The organism is Pyrodictium occultum (genome assembly GCF_001462395.1).
Lineage (GTDB): Archaea > Thermoproteota > Thermoprotei_A > Sulfolobales > Pyrodictiaceae > Pyrodictium > Pyrodictium occultum.
The window spans coordinates 547,122-570,787 of sequence record NZ_LNTB01000001.1 but is presented as its reverse complement, the minus strand read 5'-3'; the positions used below and the strand labels follow the sequence as shown (position 1 = coordinate 570,787).

Annotated in this window: 22 protein-coding genes and 1 tRNA gene; 9 read left to right on the top strand and 14 right to left on the bottom strand. The window is 60.2% G+C overall.

Going from position 1 to position 23,666, the window contains the following annotated elements; all coding sequences use genetic code 11:
- Positions 1 to 83: 83 nt before the first annotated feature.
- Together CF15_RS03150 and CF15_RS03145 are read right to left on the bottom strand one after the other, a co-directional pair.
- Positions 84 to 761 (bottom strand): phosphoribosyltransferase, encoded by a 678-nt coding sequence (locus tag CF15_RS03150; protein ID WP_058370491.1) that lies wholly within the window; start codon positions 759 to 761, stop codon positions 84 to 86.
- A gap of 57 nt (positions 762 to 818) precedes the next feature.
- Entirely contained in the window at positions 819 to 1,220 is a 402-nt protein-coding gene (locus CF15_RS03145; RefSeq protein WP_236698193.1) for a cupin domain-containing protein, read from the bottom strand.
- A 435-nt stretch (positions 1,221 to 1,655) separates the two neighbouring features.
- Between CF15_RS03145 and CF15_RS03140 the strand changes: the two genes are divergently transcribed.
- Positions 1,656 to 3,731: a DUF460 domain-containing protein gene (locus CF15_RS03140; RefSeq protein ID WP_168371235.1), complete on the top strand. Its 2,076-nt coding sequence runs from the start codon at positions 1,656 to 1,658 to the stop codon at positions 3,729 to 3,731.
- Here the strand turns inward: CF15_RS03140 and CF15_RS03135 are convergent.
- From CF15_RS03135 to CF15_RS03120, 4 genes are all read right to left on the bottom strand, one after another.
- Entirely contained in the window at positions 3,699 to 4,928 is a 1,230-nt protein-coding gene (locus CF15_RS03135; protein ID WP_058370489.1) for a methionine adenosyltransferase, read from the bottom strand. The genes CF15_RS03140 and CF15_RS03135 overlap by 33 nt on opposite strands.
- A gap of 69 nt (positions 4,929 to 4,997) precedes the next feature.
- Entirely contained in the window at positions 4,998 to 5,282 is a 285-nt protein-coding gene (locus CF15_RS03130; RefSeq protein WP_058370488.1) for a U6 snRNA-associated Sm-like protein LSm6, read from the bottom strand.
- 84 nt (positions 5,283 to 5,366) lie between these two features.
- Positions 5,367 to 6,419, bottom strand: a complete 1,053-nt coding sequence (locus tag CF15_RS03125; RefSeq protein ID WP_269082825.1) for a phosphate signaling complex PhoU family protein — start codon at positions 6,417 to 6,419, stop codon at positions 5,367 to 5,369.
- A gap of 260 nt (positions 6,420 to 6,679) precedes the next feature.
- Positions 6,680 to 6,757: transfer RNA gene (locus CF15_RS03120), tRNA-Val, on the bottom strand.
- Between the two features lie 136 nt (positions 6,758 to 6,893).
- Here CF15_RS03120 and CF15_RS03115 point away from each other — a divergent pair.
- Positions 6,894 to 7,490 (top strand): macro domain-containing protein, encoded by a 597-nt coding sequence (locus CF15_RS03115; RefSeq protein WP_058370486.1) that lies wholly within the window; start codon positions 6,894 to 6,896, stop codon positions 7,488 to 7,490.
- Here the strand turns inward: CF15_RS03115 and CF15_RS03110 are convergent.
- Positions 7,487 to 7,843: an ArsR/SmtB family transcription factor gene (locus tag CF15_RS03110; RefSeq protein WP_058370485.1), complete on the bottom strand. Its 357-nt coding sequence runs from the start codon at positions 7,841 to 7,843 to the stop codon at positions 7,487 to 7,489. The two genes, CF15_RS03115 and CF15_RS03110, sit on opposite strands and share 4 nt — an antisense overlap.
- A 142-nt stretch (positions 7,844 to 7,985) precedes the next feature.
- Positions 7,986 to 8,885 (bottom strand): RIO1 family regulatory kinase/ATPase domain-containing protein, encoded by a 900-nt coding sequence (locus CF15_RS03105; protein ID WP_058370484.1) that lies wholly within the window; start codon positions 8,883 to 8,885, stop codon positions 7,986 to 7,988.
- A gap of 144 nt (positions 8,886 to 9,029) precedes the next feature.
- Between CF15_RS03105 and CF15_RS03100 the strand changes: the two genes are divergently transcribed.
- Positions 9,030 to 9,515: a hypothetical protein gene (locus CF15_RS03100; RefSeq protein WP_058370483.1), complete on the top strand. Its 486-nt coding sequence runs from the start codon at positions 9,030 to 9,032 to the stop codon at positions 9,513 to 9,515.
- Between the two features lie 52 nt (positions 9,516 to 9,567).
- Positions 9,568 to 10,038: a hypothetical protein gene (locus CF15_RS03095; protein ID WP_058370482.1), complete on the top strand. Its 471-nt coding sequence runs from the start codon at positions 9,568 to 9,570 to the stop codon at positions 10,036 to 10,038.
- Here CF15_RS03095 and CF15_RS03090 read toward each other — a convergent pair.
- The gene (locus CF15_RS03090) at positions 10,035 to 12,188 is read right to left on the bottom strand and encodes a metallophosphoesterase family protein (protein WP_058370481.1); all 2,154 of its coding nucleotides are present in this window, start codon (positions 12,186 to 12,188) and stop codon (positions 10,035 to 10,037) included. The two genes, CF15_RS03095 and CF15_RS03090, sit on opposite strands and share 4 nt — an antisense overlap.
- 285 nt (positions 12,189 to 12,473) lie before the next feature.
- Complete coding sequence (locus tag CF15_RS03085) at positions 12,474 to 13,877, bottom strand: hypothetical protein (RefSeq protein WP_058370480.1); 1,404 nt, start codon at positions 13,875 to 13,877, stop codon at positions 12,474 to 12,476.
- Positions 13,878 to 14,091: 214 nt separating this feature from the next.
- On the opposite strand from CF15_RS03085, the gene CF15_RS03075 reads away from it, so the two are divergent.
- The 3 genes from CF15_RS03075 (at position 14,092) to CF15_RS03065 (ending at position 18,762) form a co-directional block, all read left to right on the top strand.
- Complete coding sequence (locus CF15_RS03075) at positions 14,092 to 15,741, top strand: ABC transporter substrate-binding protein (RefSeq protein WP_236698107.1); 1,650 nt, start codon at positions 14,092 to 14,094, stop codon at positions 15,739 to 15,741.
- Positions 15,731 to 17,599, top strand: a complete 1,869-nt coding sequence (locus CF15_RS03070; protein WP_058370477.1) for an ABC transporter permease — start codon at positions 15,731 to 15,733, stop codon at positions 17,597 to 17,599. Before CF15_RS03075 ends, CF15_RS03070 begins: the two co-directional genes overlap by 11 nt.
- A gap of 62 nt (positions 17,600 to 17,661) precedes the next feature.
- Positions 17,662 to 18,762 carry an ABC transporter ATP-binding protein gene (locus tag CF15_RS03065; RefSeq protein WP_058370476.1) on the top strand — a complete coding sequence of 367 codons (1,101 nt, stop codon included), beginning with the start codon at positions 17,662 to 17,664 and terminating at the stop codon, positions 18,760 to 18,762.
- 40 nt (positions 18,763 to 18,802) lie between these two features.
- Here the strand turns inward: CF15_RS03065 and CF15_RS08795 are convergent, their stop codons facing one another.
- The 3 genes from CF15_RS08795 to CF15_RS03055 all read right to left on the bottom strand — a co-directional run bounded on the left by CF15_RS08795 (position 18,803) and on the right by CF15_RS03055 (position 21,788).
- Positions 18,803 to 18,976, bottom strand: a complete 174-nt coding sequence (locus CF15_RS08795; protein ID WP_168371234.1) for a hypothetical protein — start codon at positions 18,974 to 18,976, stop codon at positions 18,803 to 18,805.
- A gap of 244 nt (positions 18,977 to 19,220) precedes the next feature.
- A complete protein-coding gene (locus CF15_RS03060) occupies positions 19,221 to 21,074 on the bottom strand; it encodes a helicase C-terminal domain-containing protein (protein ID WP_058370475.1) in 1,854 nt (617 codons plus the stop codon).
- 45 nt (positions 21,075 to 21,119) lie between these two features.
- On the bottom strand, positions 21,120 to 21,788 hold the full coding sequence (locus CF15_RS03055; RefSeq protein WP_058370474.1) for a cysteine hydrolase family protein: 669 nt from the start codon (positions 21,786 to 21,788) through the stop codon (positions 21,120 to 21,122).
- Between the two features lie 81 nt (positions 21,789 to 21,869).
- On the opposite strand from CF15_RS03055, the gene CF15_RS03050 reads away from it, so the two are divergent.
- On the top strand, positions 21,870 to 22,088 hold the full coding sequence (locus CF15_RS03050) for a DUF5622 domain-containing protein (RefSeq protein WP_338052270.1): 219 nt from the start codon (positions 21,870 to 21,872) through the stop codon (positions 22,086 to 22,088).
- A gap of 130 nt (positions 22,089 to 22,218) precedes the next feature.
- Complete coding sequence (locus tag CF15_RS03045; protein ID WP_058370473.1) at positions 22,219 to 22,845, top strand: DUF1028 domain-containing protein; 627 nt, start codon at positions 22,219 to 22,221, stop codon at positions 22,843 to 22,845.
- Here the strand turns inward: CF15_RS03045 and CF15_RS03040 are convergent.
- On the bottom strand, positions 22,842 to 23,573 hold the full coding sequence (locus CF15_RS03040; protein ID WP_058371359.1) for a DUF357 domain-containing protein: 732 nt from the start codon (positions 23,571 to 23,573) through the stop codon (positions 22,842 to 22,844). The genes CF15_RS03045 and CF15_RS03040 overlap by 4 nt on opposite strands.
- Between the last annotated feature and the right edge of the window lie 93 nt (positions 23,574 to 23,666).

The window sequence follows — 23,666 nt, the reverse complement described above, 5'->3', positions numbered from 1 at the left end:
AATTCTTCACTGCCGGGTGCGGGGCTCCGCGATAGCTGGTCACATCACCACCTGCGAGGACGTGAACGCCCTGGTCCTTAGGCCTAGGTGCGTAGGCGGTAACGGTCACCTGTTTTCTCCAGCAGCCCGGACTCGACCAGCATCTCTAGCGCATCCTGATAGTAGAACTCCTCCACCTCTATACCGTACCACTCCTTGAACAGCCTCTTTATCTCCTCATAGCTCCACTCCCTCTGGCCCGTCTCTCTGCTGTGCTCCTGGAGCATTCTGCGTATAAACTGGGTCACATCCTCCAGCCTTGTCCACGGGTACTGGAACCACACCCAGTCCTTGACCTCCATGTAGTAGAAGTCTGGCTTCAGCTTAGCTACCGAGCTTATCCACTGGAGCGTCGCTATCCTAAGCTCTTCGGGGCCCCACTCCCTGGCCACGTAGTCGCGGGCCAGTATAAGGGTCTCGCCAGTGTCCACGATGTCGTCCACGAGTAGGGCCCGGTGGCCGCGGAGGTCGACCCTGTACGGGAACTTTAGCACAGCCTTCTCGGATGCCTTGGCAGCCTCCGTCCAGTGCTGGCTCTGGATGCTGAGGAGGTTCTCGACGCCGAGGAAGTCGCAGAGGAGCCGTGCCGGCACATAGCCGCCGCGCGCCACAGCTATGACTACTGTGGGCTTATAGCCGGACTGCTTAATCACCCTGGCCAGGCCACGGCTCCACTCGACTACCTCCTCCCAGGATACTAGCTTCACCGGTACACGGGGCACGGCCCCAGCCCACCCTCGGAGCCCTCCGGCTCCCGGGGGCTTCAAGTCTCTTACTCGCTAACCCTTCTTGCAGGGATTGTAGTCCTCGCCTACGCTAGGCTTGAGGGGTATCATGCAGAGGAACACTACGCCCTTGTCTCCGACGAAGTACTCGTGATGAACGTTGGGCGGTATGTATAGAAAGTCTCCCTGCCCCACGGCGTACTCTCTCTCGCCTATCCTGACCCTCATGGAGCCGCTTAGCACGAATATCTCATGCTCCCAGGGGTGGCTATGCCCGGGTATGTGGGAGCCGGGCTCAGCCGTGAACATCCTCATAGCAAATGTCGGCGCGCCATCCTTGTCGGAGACCAGCCAGCGTATATAGACGCCGGGGAGCTTCTCGCCGCCGACCGAGGCCTCGCTGGCCTCCACGTCTACAGCTCTACCAACCTTCTCGCCGCAGGGGCCACGCTCCACAGCCAAGACGCGGGGCACCGGTAGGACCGCCTGCAGAAGGAGGGGAGGCAATAACTAGCTTGCCTTAGGCACAGGTGGCGAGCCGGTCGCGTCCGGCCCGGTACACGTCACCGGCGCCCCGCCTCGGCGGGCAAGGGGCGCGCGAGGGGGCACGCTCATCCCGGATGGCGGAAGGGTTGGTGTGCCCCGCCTGACCGCCCCGCTTCATAGCCCCGTAGCCGGGTCTCAGCGGGTGTGAGACCGGCGGGGCCCCGGGGTCCCGGTGGACGGGGCCGGCCCGGGTATTAGGGAAGCGGCCGCGCCGGATGAAGGGATATAAACTATGGAGCGGCGCCTAGAGCCGCTATCCCGGGGCCGCCCGGAGCACCTCCACCGACGCCCAGGCTACTGGTCCCCGGAGGGGCCCGCGGGGCCGCGTGCTGCTCGAAGGGGTGGTTGTCTCTGCGCGTGGTCGGCGTCGACATAGAGCCCGGGTGCAGCAGCGGGCCCCGCTGCTACTCGGTAGCTATAGTGGAAGACGGGAAGCTCGTAGCCAAGTACGAGTCTGTACCCATTCACAGGCTTATACGGCTCGTCTGGGAGCATAAACCCGACATTCTCGCAGTGGATAATATACAGGAGCTTGCCCCCAGCCGGAGAGAGCTCGTCAAGATAACATCAATGCTGCCCTCCGAGCTCGTCATAGTCCAGCCCACTCGCATGCCCGACGGCACCCTGGTGAGCGTCCGCAAGCTCGCCAAGCTAGCCGGCCTAGAGGCCGGCGGCTCCGGGAAGCTCTCCCCCAGCCGGACCGCCTACCTTGTAGCCCTTCTAGCCTCGATGGGCTACGGCTCTAAGATACGCTTCGTCGAGGAGAAGACGAGAATAGTGGTGGCTAAGTCCAGGCGGCTGAAGCACGGGGGGATGAGCAGCCCCAGGTACCAGCGCCGTGTACGCTCAGCCATACTCCGGGCCGTGAAGGATATCAAGAGGATGCTGGACCGCCACCGGCTAGACTACGACCTGGTGTTCCGAAAGAGCGGCGGGGGCCTCGACAGCGCCGTCTTCATAGTCTATGCGCCGAGAAGCAGGCTTAACGGTATAGTCAAGCCGCACGAGGACAGCGACGTGAGGATAGAGATACAGCCCGTCTACAGCAGCCGCGTAGTCTTCGAGGACTCCGGGCACGGGGGGCTGCAGCAGGCCAGGCCCTACATCATAGTGGGCATAGACCCGGGGATCTCGACCGGCATAGCCGCCGTGGACCTGAACGGCCGTCTCGTGGTAGCGCTTAGCAGGAGAGGCATAGACAGGAGCGAGGTCATAGAGATCATCATGCGCCACGGAATACCTGTAATGGTGGCCACCGATGTGAAGCCCGCGCCAGAGTTCGTGAAGAAGCTGGCTGCCGCGATAGGGGTGCCCGTCTACGAGCCCCCCACATCGCTTAGCGTCGAGGAGAAACGGTCGATACTCGAGGAGTATGCAAGAAGGTTCCCTGAGCTACGCCGTATTGCAGACGCCCACGTCCGGGATGCGCTGGCTGCTGCAATCAAGGCCCTTCATGTCCACGAGTCTAAGATGAGGCAGGCCGAGTCCTACGCTGCGAAGCTAGGCCTGGACGTAGACATAGACGCCATAAAGGCGGACGTTATAAGGGGCGCCACTATAGCTGAGGCCGTGGAACGCGCTATAAACGCTGCTCTCAACGGGCTCGGAGTCAGAGACTACCTCGTGAAGAGGGTCAGGAGGCGCGGCGGCGAGAAGGCCGAGACCCGGGAGGAGCAGAAGCCTGCCGACAGCATAACCAAGCTGCGCGCAGAGCTGGAGACGCTTAGAGCCGAGAACATCGCGCTGCGCGCCAAGCTCCGGGAACTGAGCGAGCAGCTCCAGCGGCTGGAGGCGGAGTATAGGCTACTCCAGATAGAGAGCCGCGACGCCCTCGAGAGGGACCGCGAGATAAACAAGCTCTCCCACGAGGTTAGGCTGCTGAGAGCAGAGCTCGAGAAGGCCCGGGAGGAGGCGAAGACGCTTAGACACGAGCTACGCGAGCTAGAGGAGGCGCTCTTCCTGGCCGCCGCCGGCGAGGCGATACCCGCCGTCCAGCTCGGCGAGCTAGACGCTGAGGCTGTCGACAGGCTGTCAAGCCTCGCAGCCAATTACGGTAAGCTCGTGGCAGTCGTCAACGCGATCAACCCGGTGCAGTGGAAGAGGCACGGGCCAAAAGTGGCTGGGCTCCTGCTGGCAGTACTGGTACCAAGGGATTCGCTTGACCGCAGAGAGGCAGTCGAGGCCCACGGAGTACCTGTGCTCCCCCTGGAGGAGTACGAGGCCAAGAGGCTCGGCGAACTCGTACTCCTGGACGAGAGGGTGATCATTGATGCCTTCTACCGGCTGAAGCAGATGGAGGAGCGTAAACGGAGCGAGAGGCGCGGACTTGGACTCATGGAGCTGAAGAAGATGCTTGAGGAGTATCGGGCTAGGAGGATGAAAACTCTGCTAGAAGACGCTAATATTGCCCTCAATGAATAGCTTTGTCAGCTTGCTGTAGCTGTCCAGCTCCTCCTCCACTATAGCCTCTATCTCGCGCACAGCATCGCTGGACAGAGGCTCGCCAGGCTTCTCGGCAAGCACCTTAACATTCGCCACCAGGGGGTCGTTGAGCGGCCTCCCTATCTGGCTGAGAAGCTCAACGTAGACTTCACGAACGCCCTTGACGCTCTCATGTACCTTCCTCGCAATGTTCATGGCCATAACGTTGTATATCTTGCCCACGTGGCTGACCGGGTTCTTGCCCGCCGCGGCCTCCAGGCTCATAGGCCGAAGAGGGGTTATGAGGCCATAGCTCCTGTTCCCACGGCCCGTCATGCCGTCGTCCCCATGCTCGGCGCTGGTGCCGGTGACGGTCAGGTACACTATCCCCTTGTCAGGCTTATCACCGGTATTAACATGCACCTCTACATCGTAGTCGGGGGCGATCCTGCTGGCGAGATCCAGCACGGCCTCACGTATGGCGTCCTTGACCGAGAGGTAGTGATCCATGTCGGAGACGAGGCTTGATATCACCGCAGCGGCTATAGTTATGTCTACCCTCCTGCCGCGGCGCAGCCCCATAACCTTAATGTCCTCGCCTACCTCGGGGTTCTTCTCCTTGAACTCCCTGCTGTTGAGAAGCCTCTCAGTCTCATACACCAGCCTCTCGAGGCGGGAGAACGGGGCAAACCCTACGCCAACACTGGTGTCATTGGCTAGCGGTACTTGCCTCTTGCCCAGCTCGAATATGCCGACGAGGTCGGCGCTGCCGTGGCCAATCTTGTAGTCGACTATCACATGCCTCTCGGGGTCTAGAAAGCGGAAGTTGCTTTTTATCCAGCCCTTGACAGCGTCTAGCACTATCGGGCCTATGGGTATCTTCTCAACCCCGCCGTCCTCGAGTCTAACCTCTGTGGTTGCCCTACCCGATACTATGATGTATATGGGCTGTAGTACTTCGCCGCCGCCAAACCTGGGAGCTGCCTGGCCACCGACAACCAGCACCTTGTCGAGATTATGATGCAGCACCGCGCCATAACGGTTTAGATAATACTTGGAGAGAAGCCTGGTAGCCTCTTCAGCCGCGGCATCGGCTATAGTGTCCGGGTGCCCGGTGCCCTTCCTCTCAACGAGCTCTACACTATGCTCCTCTATAGGCTGCCACCTGATGCTCTCGACCACAATGTTCCGCGGCACCGACCTCACCGTCTCGGGGGCGCTGCTGCTGGACCTTAAAGGCGTAGTCGGCTGCCGAGACGGGCGGCTCTAGCCTATGGGCAGCGAGCCGCCGGCCGCAATCTCGTAGTCGACGCTCACGTATACCACGTGGCTTCCGCGTATCAGCACCCTACCATACTTCACCTTAGGCTCCATAGTGCCGGGCTTCAGCTCAACGCATTCGTCTAGAACAAGGTTCATCGTGGAATCGGTTGCATCGAGCTTCCCTATGTACTCGCTGCCATCCTTTAGCTTCACCAGTATAACCCTTCCCACGGCCTCCTTTAGCACCCTTAGAGGGCTGACCATCCTGACGCGCTGGCGCTGCGACATAGCCATAATGCACCTCCGCCCAAAAACGCTCAATAACAGCATGTATTGCCATGCTGCTAGCCCGGAGCGCCCAGAGCTATAAATCTACGCGCCCTCCTGTCCTCTCAGCCCCTCTCCCAGGAGTTCATGGAGTATTGAGCGGTTCAGTGAGAGCTCCAGTAGGTCTATACTGTAGTCCACCAGCCTTTTACTGCTCTCAATAATGTTCCTGACCAGCGCTACTACTATGGGCTTATGCTCCCACTCCCTATCACAGTTAATGGTCTTGAGCAGCTCCTCGTTCCTCCTACGAATCTCCATACCCTTCTCTATCCCCTCATCAGCGCGGGAGGGGCTGGGCTCTAGGAAGGTGGAGGTGGCTAGGCGGTACTGCTCCGCAATCTCTTCAAGATGACCGGGCAGCGGGGCCAGGCATCCCCTGCTAAAGTCTATGCCGTGGTTAAGCAGCTCTATAGCAGTAGACGCTATCCTGGAGACGTGGTCTCCAGACCTCTCAAGGTGCTTAGCGGCCATCATGATTATACTGGCGTCCGCTAGGCTCGAGAGCCCTATCTCGCTCGGCAGCCTGTACCCCGCCAGGACGCTGGTGAGCTGCCTCGAAATGAACATGTAGAACTTGTCTACTACGTCGTCTCTCTCCTCAACCTCGACTAGTACATCACGGAGGCTGCGGCGGAGGCCGGTTATCACGTCCTCTAGCATGAACTCGACGGTCTTTATGAGGCGCCGCAGCGATGTCTCGAGTGGAAGACTCGCTGTGTCGGCTATAACCTGGAGCACTATGGAGGAGGATGACTCCTCGACAACCTCTACCCCGATGAGCCTGCTGCCTATAAACCCGCGGAGCTGCCTGGCTATCTGAGGGCCCGGGGCACTGCCAAAGACCACTTCTATGATATCGGCGCCCGCGATATAGTGGGAGATCACCCTTCTAACTATCTGCCAGAAGCTCCACCCCTCCTCCACCTTGATCCTGGCCGTGACCGGCCGGCGCTGCCGCCCTCCCGCGGGCGCCAAGCGGAGGGATCCATCGGGCTCGAGCCTCATTAGCACCTCGGAGCCCTTGCCTATACCATGGAGCCTTATCCACTCCTTAGGCAGCGTTACCACGTAAGAGCCTCCACCCGTAACCTGCACGCGCCTACGCTCCTGCAAACAGCGATACCCCCTGAGATGATGAGGGCATCCTAGGTGATGAGGCCTAGGGAAGCATCCCCTCCACACAGCGTAGACGTGTGGAGGGCTTCCCGCTCAGCCCCTCATCACGAAGGCTCAGCGGGGTTCGCAGACACCCCGAACGCCGGGTGGCGTAAGCCATTGAAGAGGCTGTAATAAGTATCGAGTCCAGGCCTGGCACGCGGTGAGGGCTTGGCGGGCCGTGGAGGAGGCTGGGGCGATGGTGGGCCCGCGGGGATTTGAACCCCGGACCTCCGCCGTGTCAGGGCGGCGTCCTAACCAGGCTAGACGACGGGCCCGCCCGCTGCCCTGCAGGACCCATGTCTAGGGGGCTGACAGGCTTAGGGCGTTATAAAACTTCATACCAGGCCCCAAGGGCCCTGCCACGCCCAGGGTTATATCAGCCTCCAAGCCGAGGTATGGAGGGAGATCACCGTGGCGCCCGGCGTAAAGTTCGTAAAGGAGATAGGATGCGGTGACCGCAAGATAATTGTGGCTAAGGGAGATATAACCGAGATAGAATGCGACGCTGTAGTAAACCCAGCCAACAGCCTCATGTACATGGGTGGCGGGGTAGCCGGTGCCCTGAAGAGAGCCGCAGGCCCAGAGGTCGAGGAGGAGGCTAAGAGATACGCCCCAGTGCCGGTCGGGAAGGCAGTGGCCACGGGGGCGGGGAGGCTCGAGCCGCGGATAAGAATGATAATACACGCACCGACCATGGAGAGGCCCGCTATGAGGACTACGGTGTCCAAGGTGGTCAGGGCTACCAGGGCAGCGCTCGATACAGCGAAGGAGAAGGGGGCCAGCTGCGTAGCATTCCCCGCTATGGGGGCTGGGGTTGGAGGCCTTGAAGCAAGAGAGAGCATGGAAGCCATGCTCGAGGCCTTAGACGAGCACTGGAAGAAGAGCAGCAACCCGCAGACCGTGGTGTTCGTAGCCTATATGGATAGGGATTTACGCCAGTTCCTCGAGGTGCTGGAGAGGGCCCGGCTGGAGAGCTGCCGGAGGGAGGGCGCAAAAACAAGGTCCTAACTCTCGGGCTCTAGGATTATCCTTATCTCCCGCACCGTTGTTTTCACTACCTTCCTTACCCCTCTCACTCCAGGCTTGTACTCGGAGCGCACTAGGCCTATCTCCTCTAGCCTCCTCACCTGCGTCGACGCGTTAGCCTTGCTCTGGTTTATTATCTCGGCTATCTCTCCTATATCGGCCTCCCTCTTAAGCAGCTCCGTCAGTATCCTAATCCTCGTTGGGCTTGCGAGCGCGCTGCACACCCGATAGATGTACTCCTCCCCGGACACTATGAGAACGCCATCCTTCTCAACTATCCCCTCATGCGATGCCTCAACCGGGCGCCTTACCTCGCTCTGCTCCAACGCAGCCATTCACTCCACCCACGTAGCAGGACTATCGGGGTTTGTACTTTTTAGCGCTTCGCTTCATAGCTAGGTGGTAGCAAGCGCTACTATTTACCGGGAATTTTAGCTATGAAGACAATCTACAATAATGACAGTACGCTATGCATGCTCAGATAGAATCCGCCTCGCCCTTCACGTATTTAATGAGTTTCCTCGTATCAGCCGCAACACCATACCTTTTGCGGAAGAAGCGCGCCACGTACTCTACATCCCTGCGGAGGAGCTGCTCCGCGGAGGGATGATCCCTCTCCACGTACTGGGGCCAGTCTATTATGTAGGGGCGCTCCCGGTCGTCCTCGAGGACGACTAGGATATTGTACTCGCTGAGGTCCCCGTGGACTATCCCAACCTCGAGGTATGCCTTCCTAAGAGTATCCATTATATCCCTGAGCATGGACTCGGGGTCGACAACCTCCTTGTACATGTAGAGCTCGACCCCCTCGATGTACTCGGTGACCACGGCATGGCGGCTGTAGCCCAGGGGCCTCGGCACGAGGGCGCCGACGCGGTACAGCTCTTCAAGGGCTCGGTACTCCCTCTGCCCCGCGAGCTTGGCCAGCTGGAGCCATGAAGAGTAGGGCTTTTCTGCAGCATAGTGCCGGACCCTCACTATACGATGGAAGCTCGTCCTCCCAGCCCGGTGGAACTTCACTATCACCCTTTCCCCGTTGGGGGTCAAACCGGAGTAGACGTCGCTCTCCTTGCCAACACCCAGGGTGTCGCCTAGGGCTTGGAGGATCCCGCGCTCAACGAGGGAGTGAAGGGCAAGCATGTCTAGTCCCATGTAGGTTAGGCGGTAGCCGGTGTACTCTCCAATCCTGCGTTTAACCAGCTTGAGCCTGTTGAGCTTCTGGAGGCTCATGGCCACATGGATTGATGGCATGCGGAGCCGCCGCTCTATGACCTCGACTGGGACGTACTCGTACCTGGGCATCTCCCTCTCTATGACGGATAGTACCTTGAAGTCTCTATCAACGAGCTTTCTGTACGTCAGCGCAAGCAGTACCATCCTGCCTGTGCCCCTCTATGCTTCCTCATCTCGGCCGCCGCTCTTACGGGCCCCTCTCCCACTATGGGCTCCCGGGCCCCGCCGGTAATAGGGTAGCCGGTATAACCCGGGTAGCTGCTGTAGTATTCAGCCCGGGGACTAAGGGTGGGAGAGAAGGGCTGGCAGACGCTGGACCCTGAGATAGAGGAGTGCCTAGAGCGCTTCAGAGGGCTGCGCTCCAGCCTCCCCCGCAGCAGGGAGCCTTTCGACCTCTTCCTCCTGGAGTGGGCGGCGTTCAAGCGCCGGGCCGCAAACGTAGCGGCAGAGTGTCTCTCGAGGCTGCTGCCCGGCTTGGTCAAGAGCGTCTACTACCTAGAACTCGCAGACTCCTATGCGGGCAGGGACGTGGATCTTGTAGTCGACCTCGACGATAGGGCTATGCGCGTGGATCTGGAGGAGGTCGAGGCGACGCTGGAGGCTCTCCTATCCAGGCTGGCCGAGATGGCCGCTATAGAGGTGCAAGTGTATACCACAAGCCCCAGCCTCTTCGAGGTACACATAGCAGCCCGCGGGGTCTACGGCTCCCGGACCCTGCCGGGCCACAGTGTCCAGCTCCTCCCACGGCCGGGGACGGGGCGGGGGAACCTCTAAGCATAGCCAAGAATACCCGCGGAGGACTCCAGAGCCCACGGCTCGGAGAGCTGTGGGCTCTGAGAAGGACCTCGAGAGCTGCATCGCCGGGGAGCTGGGCCGCGCGGCTAAGAGTATAGCCGTCCTCCTAGAGGCCGCCCGCAGGCTTACACACGCATCCACCCTCTGGGAGACCTTTGAGTGGCAGAGGGCTAAGCGAATCATAGCACAGTCGATAGCCTCATGCCTCTGCCGGATCCTGGGCTGTCGCGTCTACATGACCGACCTGCATGGGGGAGAGCCTAGCACCGGCCTCGGGGACAAGGACATAGACCTGATCATAGACTGCCCCCAGGGCCCTAACCCATCCAGCCTCGAGGGGGTAGCGGAGAGGCTTGCAGCCGGCATGCTGAGAAGCTTGTTGGGAGACAGCCCCTACCGGGTCCTCGGGGTCCCCAACATTGTAGAGGTGCATGAGGCTAGCGAGTTCCTGTTCAAAAAGTACCTTGAAAGGGGGGCTCCCTACGTGGCTAGGCTATGCTAGCGCCTAGCAAGCACTGTGAAGGCCGCTAGGACAGCTGCCACCAGGATTGCCACCAACAGCGTGGTGCTGGAGCTCCCCGCCGGCTGCGCGGCCGTGCTCGAGGAGCCCGGGCTGCTTGCCACGAGCTGGGGCACTGTCAGTGTTGGGCTGAAAGGCTGACTGGCCGTCGTATGCGCGGCTTCCTGTGTAGCAGGTGTTGACGCTGTAGCCGATGTGGATGCTGTGCTGGTTTTAGCCGCGGCTGCCGCGGTAGTGGTGCCGGTGTGCATGGTAGATGTAGTTGTTGTAGCTGCTTCATGCGTGGTGGTAGCCCTTGTTACAGACGTGGTGAAGGCCCGGTACTCTATTACACGAGTCAGATACGAGGCTTTGCCGGAGGCGTCGACGGCCACTATTGTGACCTTCACCTTGCCGGCCTTGAGCGGGGGTATGACGAACCGCGCAGTGCCCCCCATAACCATCGGCTTTAGCGTTAAGGTCTTCCCGTCGTACTCCAGCTTCGCGTAGATCTCCTTTATACCCCAGGAGTCGTCGCCGACCTCGACTGCCAGAACCACCGGACGGCCCTGGAGCGGCTTAGAGGGCGTTATCCCCTCCAGCCTGAGTACCGGCGGCTCCTTATCCGGCTTTATGTAGAGTGTTGCCTGGTACTCGAAGCCCTGAACCGGGGGCCTGTTAGCGTAGGCATAGAGCACGCAGCCCAGGGGCGTGCAGCGTAGCTGGTAGTGGTCGAGGCCCCGGAGGTACAGCTCTGCAGTCTTGCCGAGCCAGCTCCTCGGCACGTGGAGGGCCACCATGGTCCTCTTCATGTAGCTAGCTACCTTGGTGTCGCCTAGGAGCAGTGTAGCAGTAACAGCTGTGGGCGTCTCCACGTAGCTCACGTGGACTTGCTCTAGGTTAAAGCTTGAGTGGCGCATCCAGTAGGGCCCTTCACCATGTATCTCGACGCTGCCATCTGGGCTCACGGTTATTATGCGGAATCCGTGGTAGTCCTCCGGCCTCACGCTACCGCCGGTGGCTGTAGTGACTACGTAGCGTATGAGGCTCCCGTCGGGCCTTACTACCTCGGCGTAGGAGTTTAGGTGCACGTGGCCAGAGAGGACTAGCACTACCCTAGCCCTGGCAGAGAATATACCGTCCACGAGTATCCTCAGCGCCTTGGGGCTGGCGAGCCAGCTGGTGTATATGTATCGGTAGCTGCTGTTAGGCTTATTGCTTAGGAGGAGCCTGTAGAGCTGCTCACCGCTGGACACGTTGAACCTGTAGGGTATGTCGCCGAACATGTGGGTGAAGTGGGGGTGATGGAAGGCTACAATCTTGACGGGCTCGCCCGCGGCTGCTAGCACGCTGCTAGCCCAGAGGGCCTGCCCCTCATCTATATAGCCGTCTCCGCCGCTGTCCACAATCACTATACGGTATAGGCCGTAGATACTGAGCGTCTGGTTGAAAGGACCGTAGTACTTCTTGAAGTTCTCCGAGGCTCCTACATGATCGTGGTTGCCGGGCACCACTACCAGCGGCTTGTCGAGCAGCATGTCTGTGAGCACTGCCTGCATATACTCATCGTCCTTAGCCGTGTCCGCCACATCCCCAGTGTCGAACACTATGGTGTTGTTAGGCAGGCCGATGGCTATAATGTCGGCGGCTAAGTCGTAGTTGGCTGCACTCCTACCGTTGGAGTTTATTACCCCGAAGTGGCGGTCCGTAACATGCACTATATTCATCGGCTTGAAATCGTCGGCACTCCCTACATAAACCGCGTGGGGCTCTCCATAGACACCCTCCTCAGCGTATATTATGAGGTCGTAGAGCCCGTGTACAGCCGTGTCTGGAACCCTTACCTCTAGGCTTCCGGGAGCGAAGCTGCACTCGTAACTGTGGCCATAACCGTCATCTATAGCTATCTTCCTTATATGTAGGGGCTTGGAGATTACCAGCTGGAAGGAGCCGCCGGGCTCTACGAAGGCAGGCCTACCTAGCTTGGGCAGCAGCACCAGGCCCGGGACGTACTCAGCGAGGGATTGCGGCCTGGGAATGTTTACTTCCACTACTTTGCCGGCCTGCCCGGTCCCCGCGGCAGCTATGCCACAAGTCTGCAGCAGTACCTCCAGAATCAAGGCTACAAGCATTATCCTGGACAGGTTCTTCATGCCGTCACCTTCACCGTGGATAGGGTGCAGCCGGAGCTATATTATTGAGTTCCTACAGGGGCTCTGCACTACTATAGCGGCTCTGGAGCATACGGCTGCCCACAAAACCTTGCCGCAACACCCCGCGCCCCATACAGCATGGTGCCCCGTGCCGCTACGAAGCCGCCTACACCCAGGGGGTGAAGGGGGTGAACGAGCCGGAGGCCAGAATGCGGTAGGATGAGCACCAATATGGCCCGGGGGGGTAAAACCTTCTACCAGGTGAACCGCCTATACTGCCCCCTTCTACTTGCGGCGCATAGCCAGCCCTGCCGCTATGAGGGCTATTATTGCCAACACGAGGCTGCCCACGGCTATTGACATCGCGCTTGAAGCCTTGGACTCGGCCTGGCCGGCGGCATTGGAGGCAGCGGCCATCCTCTGGTCTACATAGGATTTTAGCTGCTCCACCGCCTTGTTGAGGCCCTGCTGTAGAGCCTGGTTCAGGGATGCCTGCACCTCCGACAGCCTCTTGTCCACGTAGCTCTTGGCACCGGAAGCCGCCTGGCTGGCATCCTCTGCCTTCTTCATAGCCTGCTGCGCGGTATCCATAGCCTGTTCTGCCTTCTTCGCGGCCTCCAGGGCAGCCTCCTTAGCCTTCTCCAGCACTTCCATCTCCTTCTTGAATATCTTTAGCTCCTCGTAGTTCCCGGTCGCCCATAGTATCAAGTTACGGAAGAACCTTGGCCCATCGAGGTGTATCCCGTGATAGTAGTAGGATACTAGCGACTGGTAGCCGAAGTAGGGGGATTCACCACTCACTATGACTATCTTGGTGCCCTTGCTGGTGTTTACTATCTGGGCAGCCATGAGGACGAAGCGGCCCTTCTCCCCGGCCTGGTGGGCATAGCCGAACTCGCCGGGCTCGCCAGGGTTCCTGGGCTGGTGCTCCACCACCACGCCGTTCTCGCTCGTGAAGAGTATGGGTATTATGGTGTCGGGCGTACCGGGGTCTGTGACTTTATGCCAGTTGCCGTTCTCGTCCACCCAGGCCACTGCACCGGGGCCGTGCATTAGCACCTTCTCCGCGCCTAGAGCCAGGAGGTCGGCGTCATAGCGGCTTGGAGGCTGAACGAAGGCTACTACACGGTAGGAGCGCCCGGCATTGCTCTTCGTATCCTCTATGCTGACGTAGTCGCTGCGTAGCTTCACGTCGAAGCCCTTCTGGGCCAGGTAGTCGAGGAGGTCATTACATATGTGCTGTGCGAGCTCGAGGTTGCCCCCCTGGGCTGGGTAGTCGCTATCAGTTGCACACCACAGGGCCTTGCGGCCCTCGCCGCCGAACCAGCTGGCTACAGCGTCCTTCTCAGCCTTGCTGAGAGGCTCCACCGGCTGGCCTATTATCACCATGTCTATGGAGGCCTCCTTAGTGAGGACTGTTAGATCGCCAACCGCTATCCCGTAGGCCCTATTCTTTATGCACTGAGGCAGCTGGTCCACCTGCGCGTTGGACTTAACTAGTATAATCCAGTAGGCATCCGGGACGACACTCATCATCGCACAGACTCCATTATAGTTCTGGCCATGGGCCAAGTCTACCAGTATCGTGGGCAGCTCGAGGCGGGCCGCATGAGCCGCCTGCACCAGGCTTTGGTAGGAGGCCAGTAGAGCAGCTAGGAGAAGCAGGGGAACAATACTCCTTATACTCATTCATGACACCTCGCATTACTGCTAGAACAACTTGTTCCATGTCGTAAGCAGTTAGCGGGCCCTAGGATTTAAATCATGTCTCTCTGTAGAGTATGGCTGGCCCAACAACACTACTTAGGGCTACAACTGGCTTACATAATCGCCTGCTAGCGCCGTAAAAAGAGACTAAAAATACTGTACTATTGCTCCAATAGCTAACACGGTGCTACTGGGATTGGACGCCCGCACCCTTAGCATAATAGCAGCTGTTATCATAGTTGCCGCTATTGTGGCTACCACCATCATAGCCTGGCACCACAAGCCTTCTGGAGCGGTTACAACAACTGCTACCTCAGGTACAGCAAGCGCTACGGGCAAGCCATCTCCCACAGCTCAGACCACCCAGACACAGGCTACGGCGGTCGGCACCAGTACCACAACTATCACCACAACCACGACAACAGCCACCGGGGCTGCAACGGGGACCCCAACGTCCACCAGCGGCGGAGCTGCCACTACGACAGCAGCCGGTACCGCTACGGCTACGCAGCCCCCGGCAGGCAAGTGCAGCAAGAGCATCGAGCTCGTAGTGTTGACGAGGCACCCCGCTGACATCCAGGAGAAGGCTAGGGAAATGTTCCTAAAGTCCGACATAGCGAAAAGATACTGCATAAAAGATATTAGGTTCATAGCCGTGCCCGCGGGCTTCTGGCCCACGTACATCGAGAAGCAGAGCATCGACGTTGCATGGGGCGGTGGCCCCACACTGTTCGACAACCTATACCTTAAGGGTCTCCTCCGGCCGCTCCAGAGCAAGCTGGCGCTCGACGCTGCCAGCCAAGTGCCCGACCGCTTCGCCGGGGTATCTATGAAAAGGATCGGAAAGGATGGAAAGATATACTGGGTTGCCGCAGCAATAGCTAGCTTCGGCTTCACAGTTAACAGGGATGTGGCTAAGCAGCTAGGCTTCAATGTAAGCAGGCTCAAGTCCTGGAGAGACCTGGCCAGCGACGACCTGGGCCTGATACTGGTGAAGTATGGTGTTCCAGCCCTCGCGATAGCTAACCCACTGCAAAGCACCAGCAATACTAGGATATACGAGATTATCCTCCAGGCTTACGGCTGGAAGGAGGGCTGGCGGGTTCTAACACTCATGGCTGCCAACGCCAGGATAGAGGAGGGCAGCGCTATAGTACGCGATGACGTGATAAACGGCGAGGTTATGGTGGGCATAACTATAGACTTCTACGGCTACACCGCCGAGAGGCTTAACCCCGCGTGCAAGTACGTGCTGCCACGGGGCGAGACCATAGTCAACGGCGACCCCATAGCAGTGGTTAAGTCCACGAAGAACCCCGAGGCCGCCGAAGCGTTCGTGGCATGGGCGCTGACAGAGGGGCAGAAGATATGGCTTGACCCCAACATCAACAGGCTGCCGGCCAACCCCAAGGTGTTCGAGACCCCGGAGGGCCAGAAGCGCCCCGACCTCGAGAGGGCGTTCTACGAGGCCATGAGATCCAAGGTTATAAGGTTCAATGACACCCTGGCGCTCGAGACTGAGTATGCTATGCAGCTGTACTTCGTGGCCACGCTGATAGACCAGCACACGCTGCTCCAGAAGGCGTGGACAAGACTGCTTAAGGCATACTATATCGACCATAGTATAGACGAGGCCACTTTCAATGCGCTCAGGGAGAAGCTGACAGACCTGGTTAATTACAAGGACCCCGTCACGGGCAAGGAGGTCGTGTTTACGCTGCAAGACGCTATAAGGGTTAATAAGATCCTGCAGAAGAACATAAACCTGAAGGAAGCCTATATGAATGCATGGCGTGAGGCTGCGAAGCAGAAGTATGAGGAGGTACTAAAAGCCCTTGGCGGCTAGAGAGCGGCCGCTGCTAGAGCGTCTAAGGCCGGCAAGGGCTAGGGCCGACCCGGAGATAGTTATACTGCTCTACACCCCTCTGCTCGCCATTATTTTTGCATTTATAGCGCCGCTCCTCACAGTGGTCCTCGAAGCGTCGAGGATGGATTTCCGGGAGCTCGCTACAAGCTACTATATAAACCCTAGCCTAGACGCGTTCAGCAACTTCATATCTATTAATAGGCTTCCCGGCACTATACGTATAGATGTTAATGGATTTGATATGGGTGTTATAGGTAATACTCTAGTCAACTCTGCCATAGTGACCGCTGCGGCGGCTGCTATAGGAGCCAGCATAGCGGTACTGATAGGGCTATACCGGTTTCCGGGAAGAAGGCTGCTGGCGGTACTCGCCTATGTGCCACTGCTGATAGCTCCCTTCGTAAACGCCTATGTTATGGAGCGCTACTTCGGGAAGAGCTTCACCTTTAACACGCTGTCATACATGATAAGTATGATTACAAGGCCCCTATTCGGCGAGAACGTTGTGATAGAGTTTAGCGGCCAGGCAGGGGTGGCGCTCGCACAGACACTCATGTTCTACCCGATAGTCTATATAAACGCGTTGGCCGCTCTCGGCACTGTAGATGCCACACTCGTCGAGCAGGCCATAAACCTTGGCGCCAGGGGCTGGAGGCTGATAAGAAGCATAATCCTGCCGCTCATAATGCCTGGCGTGCTAGCGGGGTCCGTCCTCGTGTTTATACTTAGCCTCGAGGATGTGGGAGCCCCTATAGTGTTTCGCTTCCACAAGATGATGTCATACCAGATATACCAGTACTTCCAGAGCGTTGGGAGCGAGGCCTCGCGCCCCCTCATAGCTGCCCTCAGCCTGCTCATGCTTCTATTCGCGGCGATCCCGCTGGCGGCGATACGTAGGTACCTCAGCCTACGGTACTATGCCAGGCTCGCCCGGGGAGCTCCCCGGCCCTTCAGGGGGCTCCGGCTGGGGCCTCGGGGCCTCCTACTAGCCTACCTTGTGGCGCTGCCCATAGTCCTTACTGCTGCAGCTCCCCAGATAGGTGTGGTTGTACTAGCCTTCAGCAGGAAGTGGATAGGCCCATTGCCAGATCTACTGCCGCCGGGCAGGCTTTTCGACAACTTTGCTACACTAGCTGACATGGCTGGCGTGGTTAGGAGCATCTACAACAGTGTCACCTACATGCTCGAGGCTATAGTGTTCATAGCGCTGCTCGGGTTCATGGCAGGCTACGCTACCGCGCGTGCACGGCTACCCGGCGCCGCGCTGCTGGATCTGCTCTCATCGCTGCCTCTAGCCGTGCCCGGCCTCGTTGTAGCCTTCAGCTACTACGTGTTCTTTGCCACTTACTTCCATGGCACGTTTCTAGACCCGGTGCTCTTCCCGGGCCACGTGCTGGTACTGGCTTATATCATGAGGAAGCTGCCCTTCACAGTGAGGTCTGTCTTCACAGCTGTGATACAGACACCGAAGGAGCTGGAGGATGCTGCACGGAGCCTCGGGGCCAGACGGGCCATGACTATAAGGAGGATAGTGCTGCCCCTTGTATGGAGGGGCTTATTGGCTGGGCTCCTGCTGAGCGCCATATACGTGCTTAGCGAGGTTAGTGTGAGCATCACGCTCGGCGGGCTTAAGGGGAGCATAGTGTCGCGCGAGCATGCAGGGCCGATAACCTTTGCGATACTCCAGCTAACTACGCAGGCTACAATAGTAGCTGGGGGGACGCAGCCGCAGGCGAAGGCCGCCGCACTAGCGGTGGTATTGATGGCCCTGGAGGCTGGCGTCATACTCGCCGCCAGCAGGCTCACCAGGCGTGGCCAAGCCCTCGTGACTATCTAGCCTGGGCCGGCCCCTTGCCCACCATGGCACCCCGGGTGGTACACCCCTGGAGGGGCGCAGGCTTGTCCTTCATAGAGGTTCGGGGCGTGGTTAAGAGGTTCGGTAGGACTGTAGCGCTGAGGGGAGTCAACCTTAGCATAGGGAAGGAGGAGCTCTTCTCGATACTCGGGCCGAGCGGCTGCGGGAAGACCACCCTGCTGAGAGTTATAGCGGGGTTTGAGGTGCCCGACGAGGGGAGGGTTTTCCTCGAGGGCGATGACGTGACCGAGCTTGCGCCGGACAAACGCGGGACTGTTATGGTGTTCCAGAACTGGGCCCTCTGGCCCCACATGACTGTATACGACAACATTGCCTTTGGGCTCCGGCTGCGCAGGCTCCCCCGCGAGGAGATAGACCGGAGAGTGCGATGGGTTCTAGAGCTGCTCGGCCTTGAAGGCATGGAGAACCGGTACCCGGGGCAGCTGAGCGGGGGCCAGCAGCAGCGGGTCGCGCTCGCCAGGGCGCTGGTGGTGCAGCCGAGAGTGCTTCTCCTCGACGAGCCGCTGAGCAATCTTGACGCCAAGCTCCGGCTCAGGCTACGCGGCGAGCTGAGGAAGATTCAGAGGCAGCTAGGCATAACGATGGTGTATGTTACTCACGACCAGGAGGAGGCTATGTCCCTCTCGGATAGGATGGCTATAATGAGGGACGGGCTCATAGAGCAGGTTGGGAGGCCGGAGGAGCTCTACAGAAGCCCTAAGACGCTCTTCACAGCGGTGTTCCTGGGCCGCACCACCCTCGTGCTAGGCAAGGTGGAGGACGTGGAGGGGGAGACAGTGGTAGTACGGGTGGGCAGCACCCTGCTCCGAGCAATGAACCATGGACTCTCCCGCGGCGATGAGGCGGCAGTCGTGGTCAAAGCGGAGGGGGCCAGGCTCCATCCCCCAGAGGAGGGCGGGTACGAGGCCGTGAAGGGCCGCGTGACAGTGTCCATGTACATGGGCTCCTTCATAGAGATCAGGCTCCTAATCCCGGGCACTCGGTATGAGCTGCTCCTCGACCTCCCCAGCGACGTGGAGCAGCCCAGGGTGGGGAGCGAGGTGAAGGTGTACGTGCCGCTCCCCAATCTGCACGCTTACCCCGTCGAGGAGAGGATAGTCAAGGAGGCAATGGAGCAGGTCTGAAAAGGCGTGGAACCCCGGCCCCGAGAGAATGGCGGCGGGGCTAGTAGGCCTTCAGCGCCTCAACAAGCTTCCTCTTCACGGGCTCTATCTCGCTCAGCCTCTCAGATACTATGCGTTTAGCCTCCTCCTCAAGCCTCCTAGTGTACTCCCTGTAGATCTCCTCTAGGCTCCTGCGGGCCTCGGCAACTATACTCTCAACGTCCAGCTGCGGCACCGCGCTCCCCCTCTCCACACTACAGAAGCGCAGGCCCGTGATTTATAGCTTAGCCGTGCCTCAGGGCTGGGGTTCTTGCCCCAGCTGTTCTCGAGGCGCGGGAAGGTGGGGGTGGATACGGCCGGGAGTGACCCGCCCCCTGCCCATCTAGCCCCGGCGACACGGGGTCGCGTTGCAGGGGACCGGGGTCCGCGTGACAGACAAGACCTCGGGGGCCGGGCTATAAGCGGCTCGGCTCCAGGGGCTAGAGCCCCAGGGCCTCCGCTGCGCTCCTTACAGCCTCGCTGAACTCCCCCAGGCTATAGACTACCTTGTCTATCCTCAGCCGGAGGTGTTCACGCAGCCCTCTCCGCAGGAACCGGTAGTCGCCTAGAACTACTAGCGCACTGTCCTGGGCACTCCGCCTGGCACGGCCCACTGCCTGCCTGGCCCTCACCGCGGCAGTAAAGTCGAAGAGGAGGCGGCGCGCCGCAGCCCGCCCCAGCCTCTTCTCGAGCACCGTGAACTGGTCGCGGAAGTAGTCGTCGGGCTGCGGGTAGGGGACGCCGGCGACGAACACTACTCCTATCATGCTGCGCCCGTTCTCGTCTACAAGCTCTATTCCCTCTGTAAGCTTTCCTCCGGCCACCGCGTTCACGAGCAGGTGCTTCTCCCCTCTCCCAGTCTTCTCCAGCACCTCCTCTATGCTGGTGGACCTGGCCTCAGCCACCATGCTCACCTGCTCTAGACGTGCAAGCTGCTGGAGCTGGTCGAGGACCTGCTGCATGAACTCGTAGCTGGGGTACACCACCATTACCACCCTGGTGGTGGCCCGGTAGGCCTCTAGTATGTAGCGGGCGTAGAGGCTGTACATCTCACGGCTCCTGCTAGTATACCTGGAAGTCAGCTCCGCCGCCACCAGGGTGACCTGGTTCCGGGGCGGGAACACGGGGCCGTGCAGCAGCTCCACATCGTAGACGCGTAGAGGCTTCTCTATGCAGAGGAGGTCCCTCAGCAGCGTGGAGGCTGGGAGAGTGCCGCTGGCCAGCACGGCGGCCCTGGACTCGTTGAGAGGCCTGCGTGTGACAAGGCAGGGCTCTAGGGGGAGCACTGTGGCTCCGACGCGGCCGCCGCTCGTGTAGCTGTAGGCCCCCATGCCCTCTGCCGCGAGCATCTCGGCGAACCTTGCAACCCTGGTGAGGGCTACGCTCAGCCTAACAGGCTGGCCCTCCTCAAGCCTCTCCCTTATTTTGGCCATTCTCACCTCGTGGGCCGCGTCCCACCAGGCCTCGGGGTCGCCCAGGAGCCTTAGGAGCCTCTCCCGGTCCAGGCGGCGTAGCTTCCCCTCTCCGGGCCTGCTCCTCGAGACCAGCGAGGCTAGCTCCTGCAGGGCCTTGCCCATCTCCTCTGGGAGGCCGTACTCTTCCACCTCCCTCTGAGCGCTCCGGAGATCGTCCACCGAGACCCGGGCCTCGAGCAGCCCGGGTATGTTGAGAAGCGAGTGTGCCTCATCCACCACTACCACAAAGTCCCTATAGTCTAGCGGGTCGAATGTGCCCTGGAATATGTCGGGGCGGAAAAGGTAGGGGTACGTGGCCACCACGAACCTGGCCTCCGAGGCGAGCAGCTTGAGGGCAAAGAAGGGGCAGTAGCCCTGGCCGGCTAGGAGTTCCGCCACCCGCCTGGGCATCGGCCCCGCGTGCCCTATGGCCTCCTCCACGTCTGTGGCGCTGATCTCCTCGAGCCGGGCGTAGTAGCTGCACTCGCCTCTTAGGCGTAGGAGCCGGCATGTCTCCCAGAAGTCCTCGTGGCTAAGGCCCTCGCCGGCCAGGGCAGGGCACATTCTCCTGGCGCTGTAGAGGAAGCTGTACCCCTTCACCCCGAACCGTTTAAGCTCCTTGAGCACTGGCTGTATCTCGTTCCTCGTCCTCACAACGTACAGTACTCTCTCCACGCCGGCCTGGAGGAGCCCGTAGATGATGGCCGATGTCTTCCCGAAGCCTGTCGGCGCATGGAGTATGAAGACCTCTCCTCGAGACACCGCCTCTGCTATGCTCCTGGCCGCCTCCAGCTGGCCCCTCCTCGGCTTCTCGTAGGGGAAGCCCCCGTCCTCACCCATACCCTCTCTCCGCCACTACCGCTGCCCGGGGCCCTGGGGGCCTCCTTAGGCTGTCACCGCGCCGGCCTCCACGGCCTTTCCGCGCTTCCAGGGCCCCTCGCCTGTGAATCTTATCCCGTCCACGCTCTTCAATATGGTACCCCGGTAGAGGAACGATATCTGGCGCAGCGCCGCATGGTAGTCGAAGTCGTTAAGCGCGCTGATTCCGTCCATAGGCACGTAGACCTTGTACCAGCGTAGGGCCGCGCTCGCCGCCGTGTGGAGGACGCATATGTTGGCGACAGTTCCTACAACCACTACATGCTCTATGCCGTAAACCCTTAGGAGGTCGTCGAGAGGCGTACCGTAGAACGCGTCGTAGCGCGTCTTCTCAACAACTATCTCACCGTCGACAGGCTTGAGCTCGTCGATTATTTCCCAGCCCCAGGTTCCCCGGAGCACATGCTCGCCCCATATCTTGAACTCCGGGTCGCCGGTGTAGTGAGTGTCCTTTGTGAACACCGTCATTACTCCGTGGCTGCGCGCTCTCTCCAGCAGCCTGCGTATCGCTGGCACCGTGGCCTGCGCTGTAGGCACGTAGAGCTTGCCGCCAGGCTTAACGAAGTCGTTCTGCATGTCTACTATTATCACTGCTGTCCTGTCCGCCGGCAAGTCTACGGAGTCCGTCACCGGTATCTCCGGCACCTCGACCTTTACTCTACCAAGCGTTGTCATAACTGCTCCACCATCATATTATTACTCTGGGCTCCACGCTCTAAAGCTTATAGCCAGAGGCGACACGGGGAGACGCGCCGGGTGGCCTACAGGATGGGAGGGAAGCACGGCAAGTACGCCTACGTGCTCCGGAGCGACGGCTGGTATGTGAAGGTTCGCGTGCTTAAGAGCAGGAAGGAGGACGATGCCTCGAAGTATATAGTTGTTGGCCCCAAGAGGAGGGATGTACCGCCCTCCTTCCCCGTGATAAGGGAGGACGAGGTACCAGAGGAGGTGCGGCGCCAGGTATACGAGGCCTAGCCTCTCCCCGGGGTGCATGGGCCGCCGGGCTTTTACGCGTAGCCAGGTTTAACCTAGTGCACCCCTCCTAACACGCCCCGGTGGGCTCCTCGGGGGAGCCCTATCTCCCTGCTCGGGGCAGGTGGCGGTATTGACCTATAGCGTTCTGGCCTACGATCCCCTGCTGGGCCAGGCAGGGGTCGCAGTAGTCTCGGGAAGCATAGCGGTGGGCTCCAGGGTGCCCTGGGGGAGGCATGGGGTAGGCGTGGTGGCTACCCAGGCCTACACGAACCCGGCGCTTGCCCCCATGGTGCTGGAGCTCCTCACCAAGGCCTCGAGCGCTGAGGAGGCGCTGCGCGCCGCTCTGGCCCGCGACCCTAGTCCCGCCCACCGCCAGGTCGCGGTGATAGACTACCGGGGCGACGTGGCCGTCCACGACGGGGAGTGGGCGCCTAGCTGGCACGGCTACATAGTTCACCCGAGAGAGCCTCTGGTCTGCATAGCGAACCTCGTGAAGGGGCCCGAGGTCTGCAGGGCGGCTATCAACGCCTTCCTCTCGGCCAAGGGAGGGCTTGCAGACAAGCTGCTCGCCGCCATAGAGGCGGGGCACCGGGCCGGCGGGGACCGGCGCGGGGACCGGTCGGCGGCTCTACTCGTGGTGGGGCAGACTGAGTACACGCCCTACTACGACCGGGTGGTGGACCTGAGGGTGGACTACTCTGACAGCCCGGTGAGGGAGCTGAGGCGCATCTATGCCCTCTACACTGAGGGCTACTAGCCTTGAGAGCCCTGGCTCCCACACATGCCGTACCTCTCTACGATCTGGGCGGCTCTGCAGGCTATGCTGGTGGCGCTGCAGAGGCTGCACTCCTTCTTCTCGCTGAGCCTCTCTATCCTGGGGTTCAGCCCCTCCTCGGCCAGGCGCTTCCTTAACCAGTCCTCGCTGGCCCACTGGTCGGGGCCCAGGAGGATTATGTCAGGCCTCAGCTCGCGTATCGGGTCCAGCACGTCCCTCTCGCTGCCGAGGATGGCTTTATCAACGTAGCGTATGGCGGAGACGACCTCCAGCCTCTGCTCCTCCGGCACTATAGGCTCCCGGTTCTTGAACCTGCTCACCGAGCTGTCCCGCGCGACAACCACGTAGACGCGGCCCCTCAGCCAGGCCTGTCGCAGCAGCTCTATGTGCCCTGGATGGATGAGGTCAAACGTGCCGGCCACGAGCACCTTGGGGCGGGCTAGCAGCCTGCTCGCCGGCTCCCAGTCCAGCTCCACGAGGCCGAGCCAGCGGAGCGCGTCGACCAGCCCCTCAGCATAGGCCACATCCGCGAGGGCTGTGAACACGTCGCCACGCTGGAGGTAGTAGCGGGCATCACTGACATACATCCTTGCAAGCTCAAGCAGCCTAGCAGTCCTGCCCGCGAGGCCCCTGGAGCCAAGCTTCTCCAGGGCGAGCTCCACGTTCGCTATATAGGCCTCCACGCGCTCCCCAGGAGGCAGAGCTGACATGTCCTTCAAGGCCGCCGCCGCACCCTAGAAGCTCTTCACCACTCCGGAGCCCTCTCCCGCCCAGGCGCCGTTATAGGGTTCCCTCCCCTGGCA

Excerpts from the sequence above, each read along its gene's own strand:
- CF15_RS03040 (WP_058371359.1), bottom strand. The coding sequence starts at position 23,573 with ATGTCAGCTCTGCCTCCTGGGGAGCGCGTGGAGGCCTATATAGCGAAC.
- CF15_RS03060 (WP_058370475.1), bottom strand. The coding sequence starts at position 21,074 with ATGGGTGAGGACGGGGGCTTCCCCTACGAGAAGCCGAGGAGGGGCCAG.
- CF15_RS03085 (WP_058370480.1), bottom strand. The coding sequence starts at position 13,877 with ATGAGTATAAGGAGTATTGTTCCCCTGCTTCTCCTAGCTGCTCTACTG.
- CF15_RS03055 (WP_058370474.1), bottom strand. The coding sequence starts at position 21,788 with ATGACAACGCTTGGTAGAGTAAAGGTCGAGGTGCCGGAGATACCGGTG.
- CF15_RS03105 (WP_058370484.1), bottom strand. The coding sequence starts at position 8,885 with ATGGTACTGCTTGCGCTGACGTACAGAAAGCTCGTTGATAGAGACTTC.
- CF15_RS03130 (WP_058370488.1), bottom strand. The coding sequence starts at position 5,282 with ATGTCGCAGCGCCAGCGCGTCAGGATGGTCAGCCCTCTAAGGGTGCTA.
- CF15_RS03110 (WP_058370485.1), bottom strand. The coding sequence starts at position 7,843 with ATGGCTGCGTTGGAGCAGAGCGAGGTAAGGCGCCCGGTTGAGGCATCG.
- CF15_RS03090 (WP_058370481.1), bottom strand. The coding sequence starts at position 12,188 with ATGAAGAACCTGTCCAGGATAATGCTTGTAGCCTTGATTCTGGAGGTA.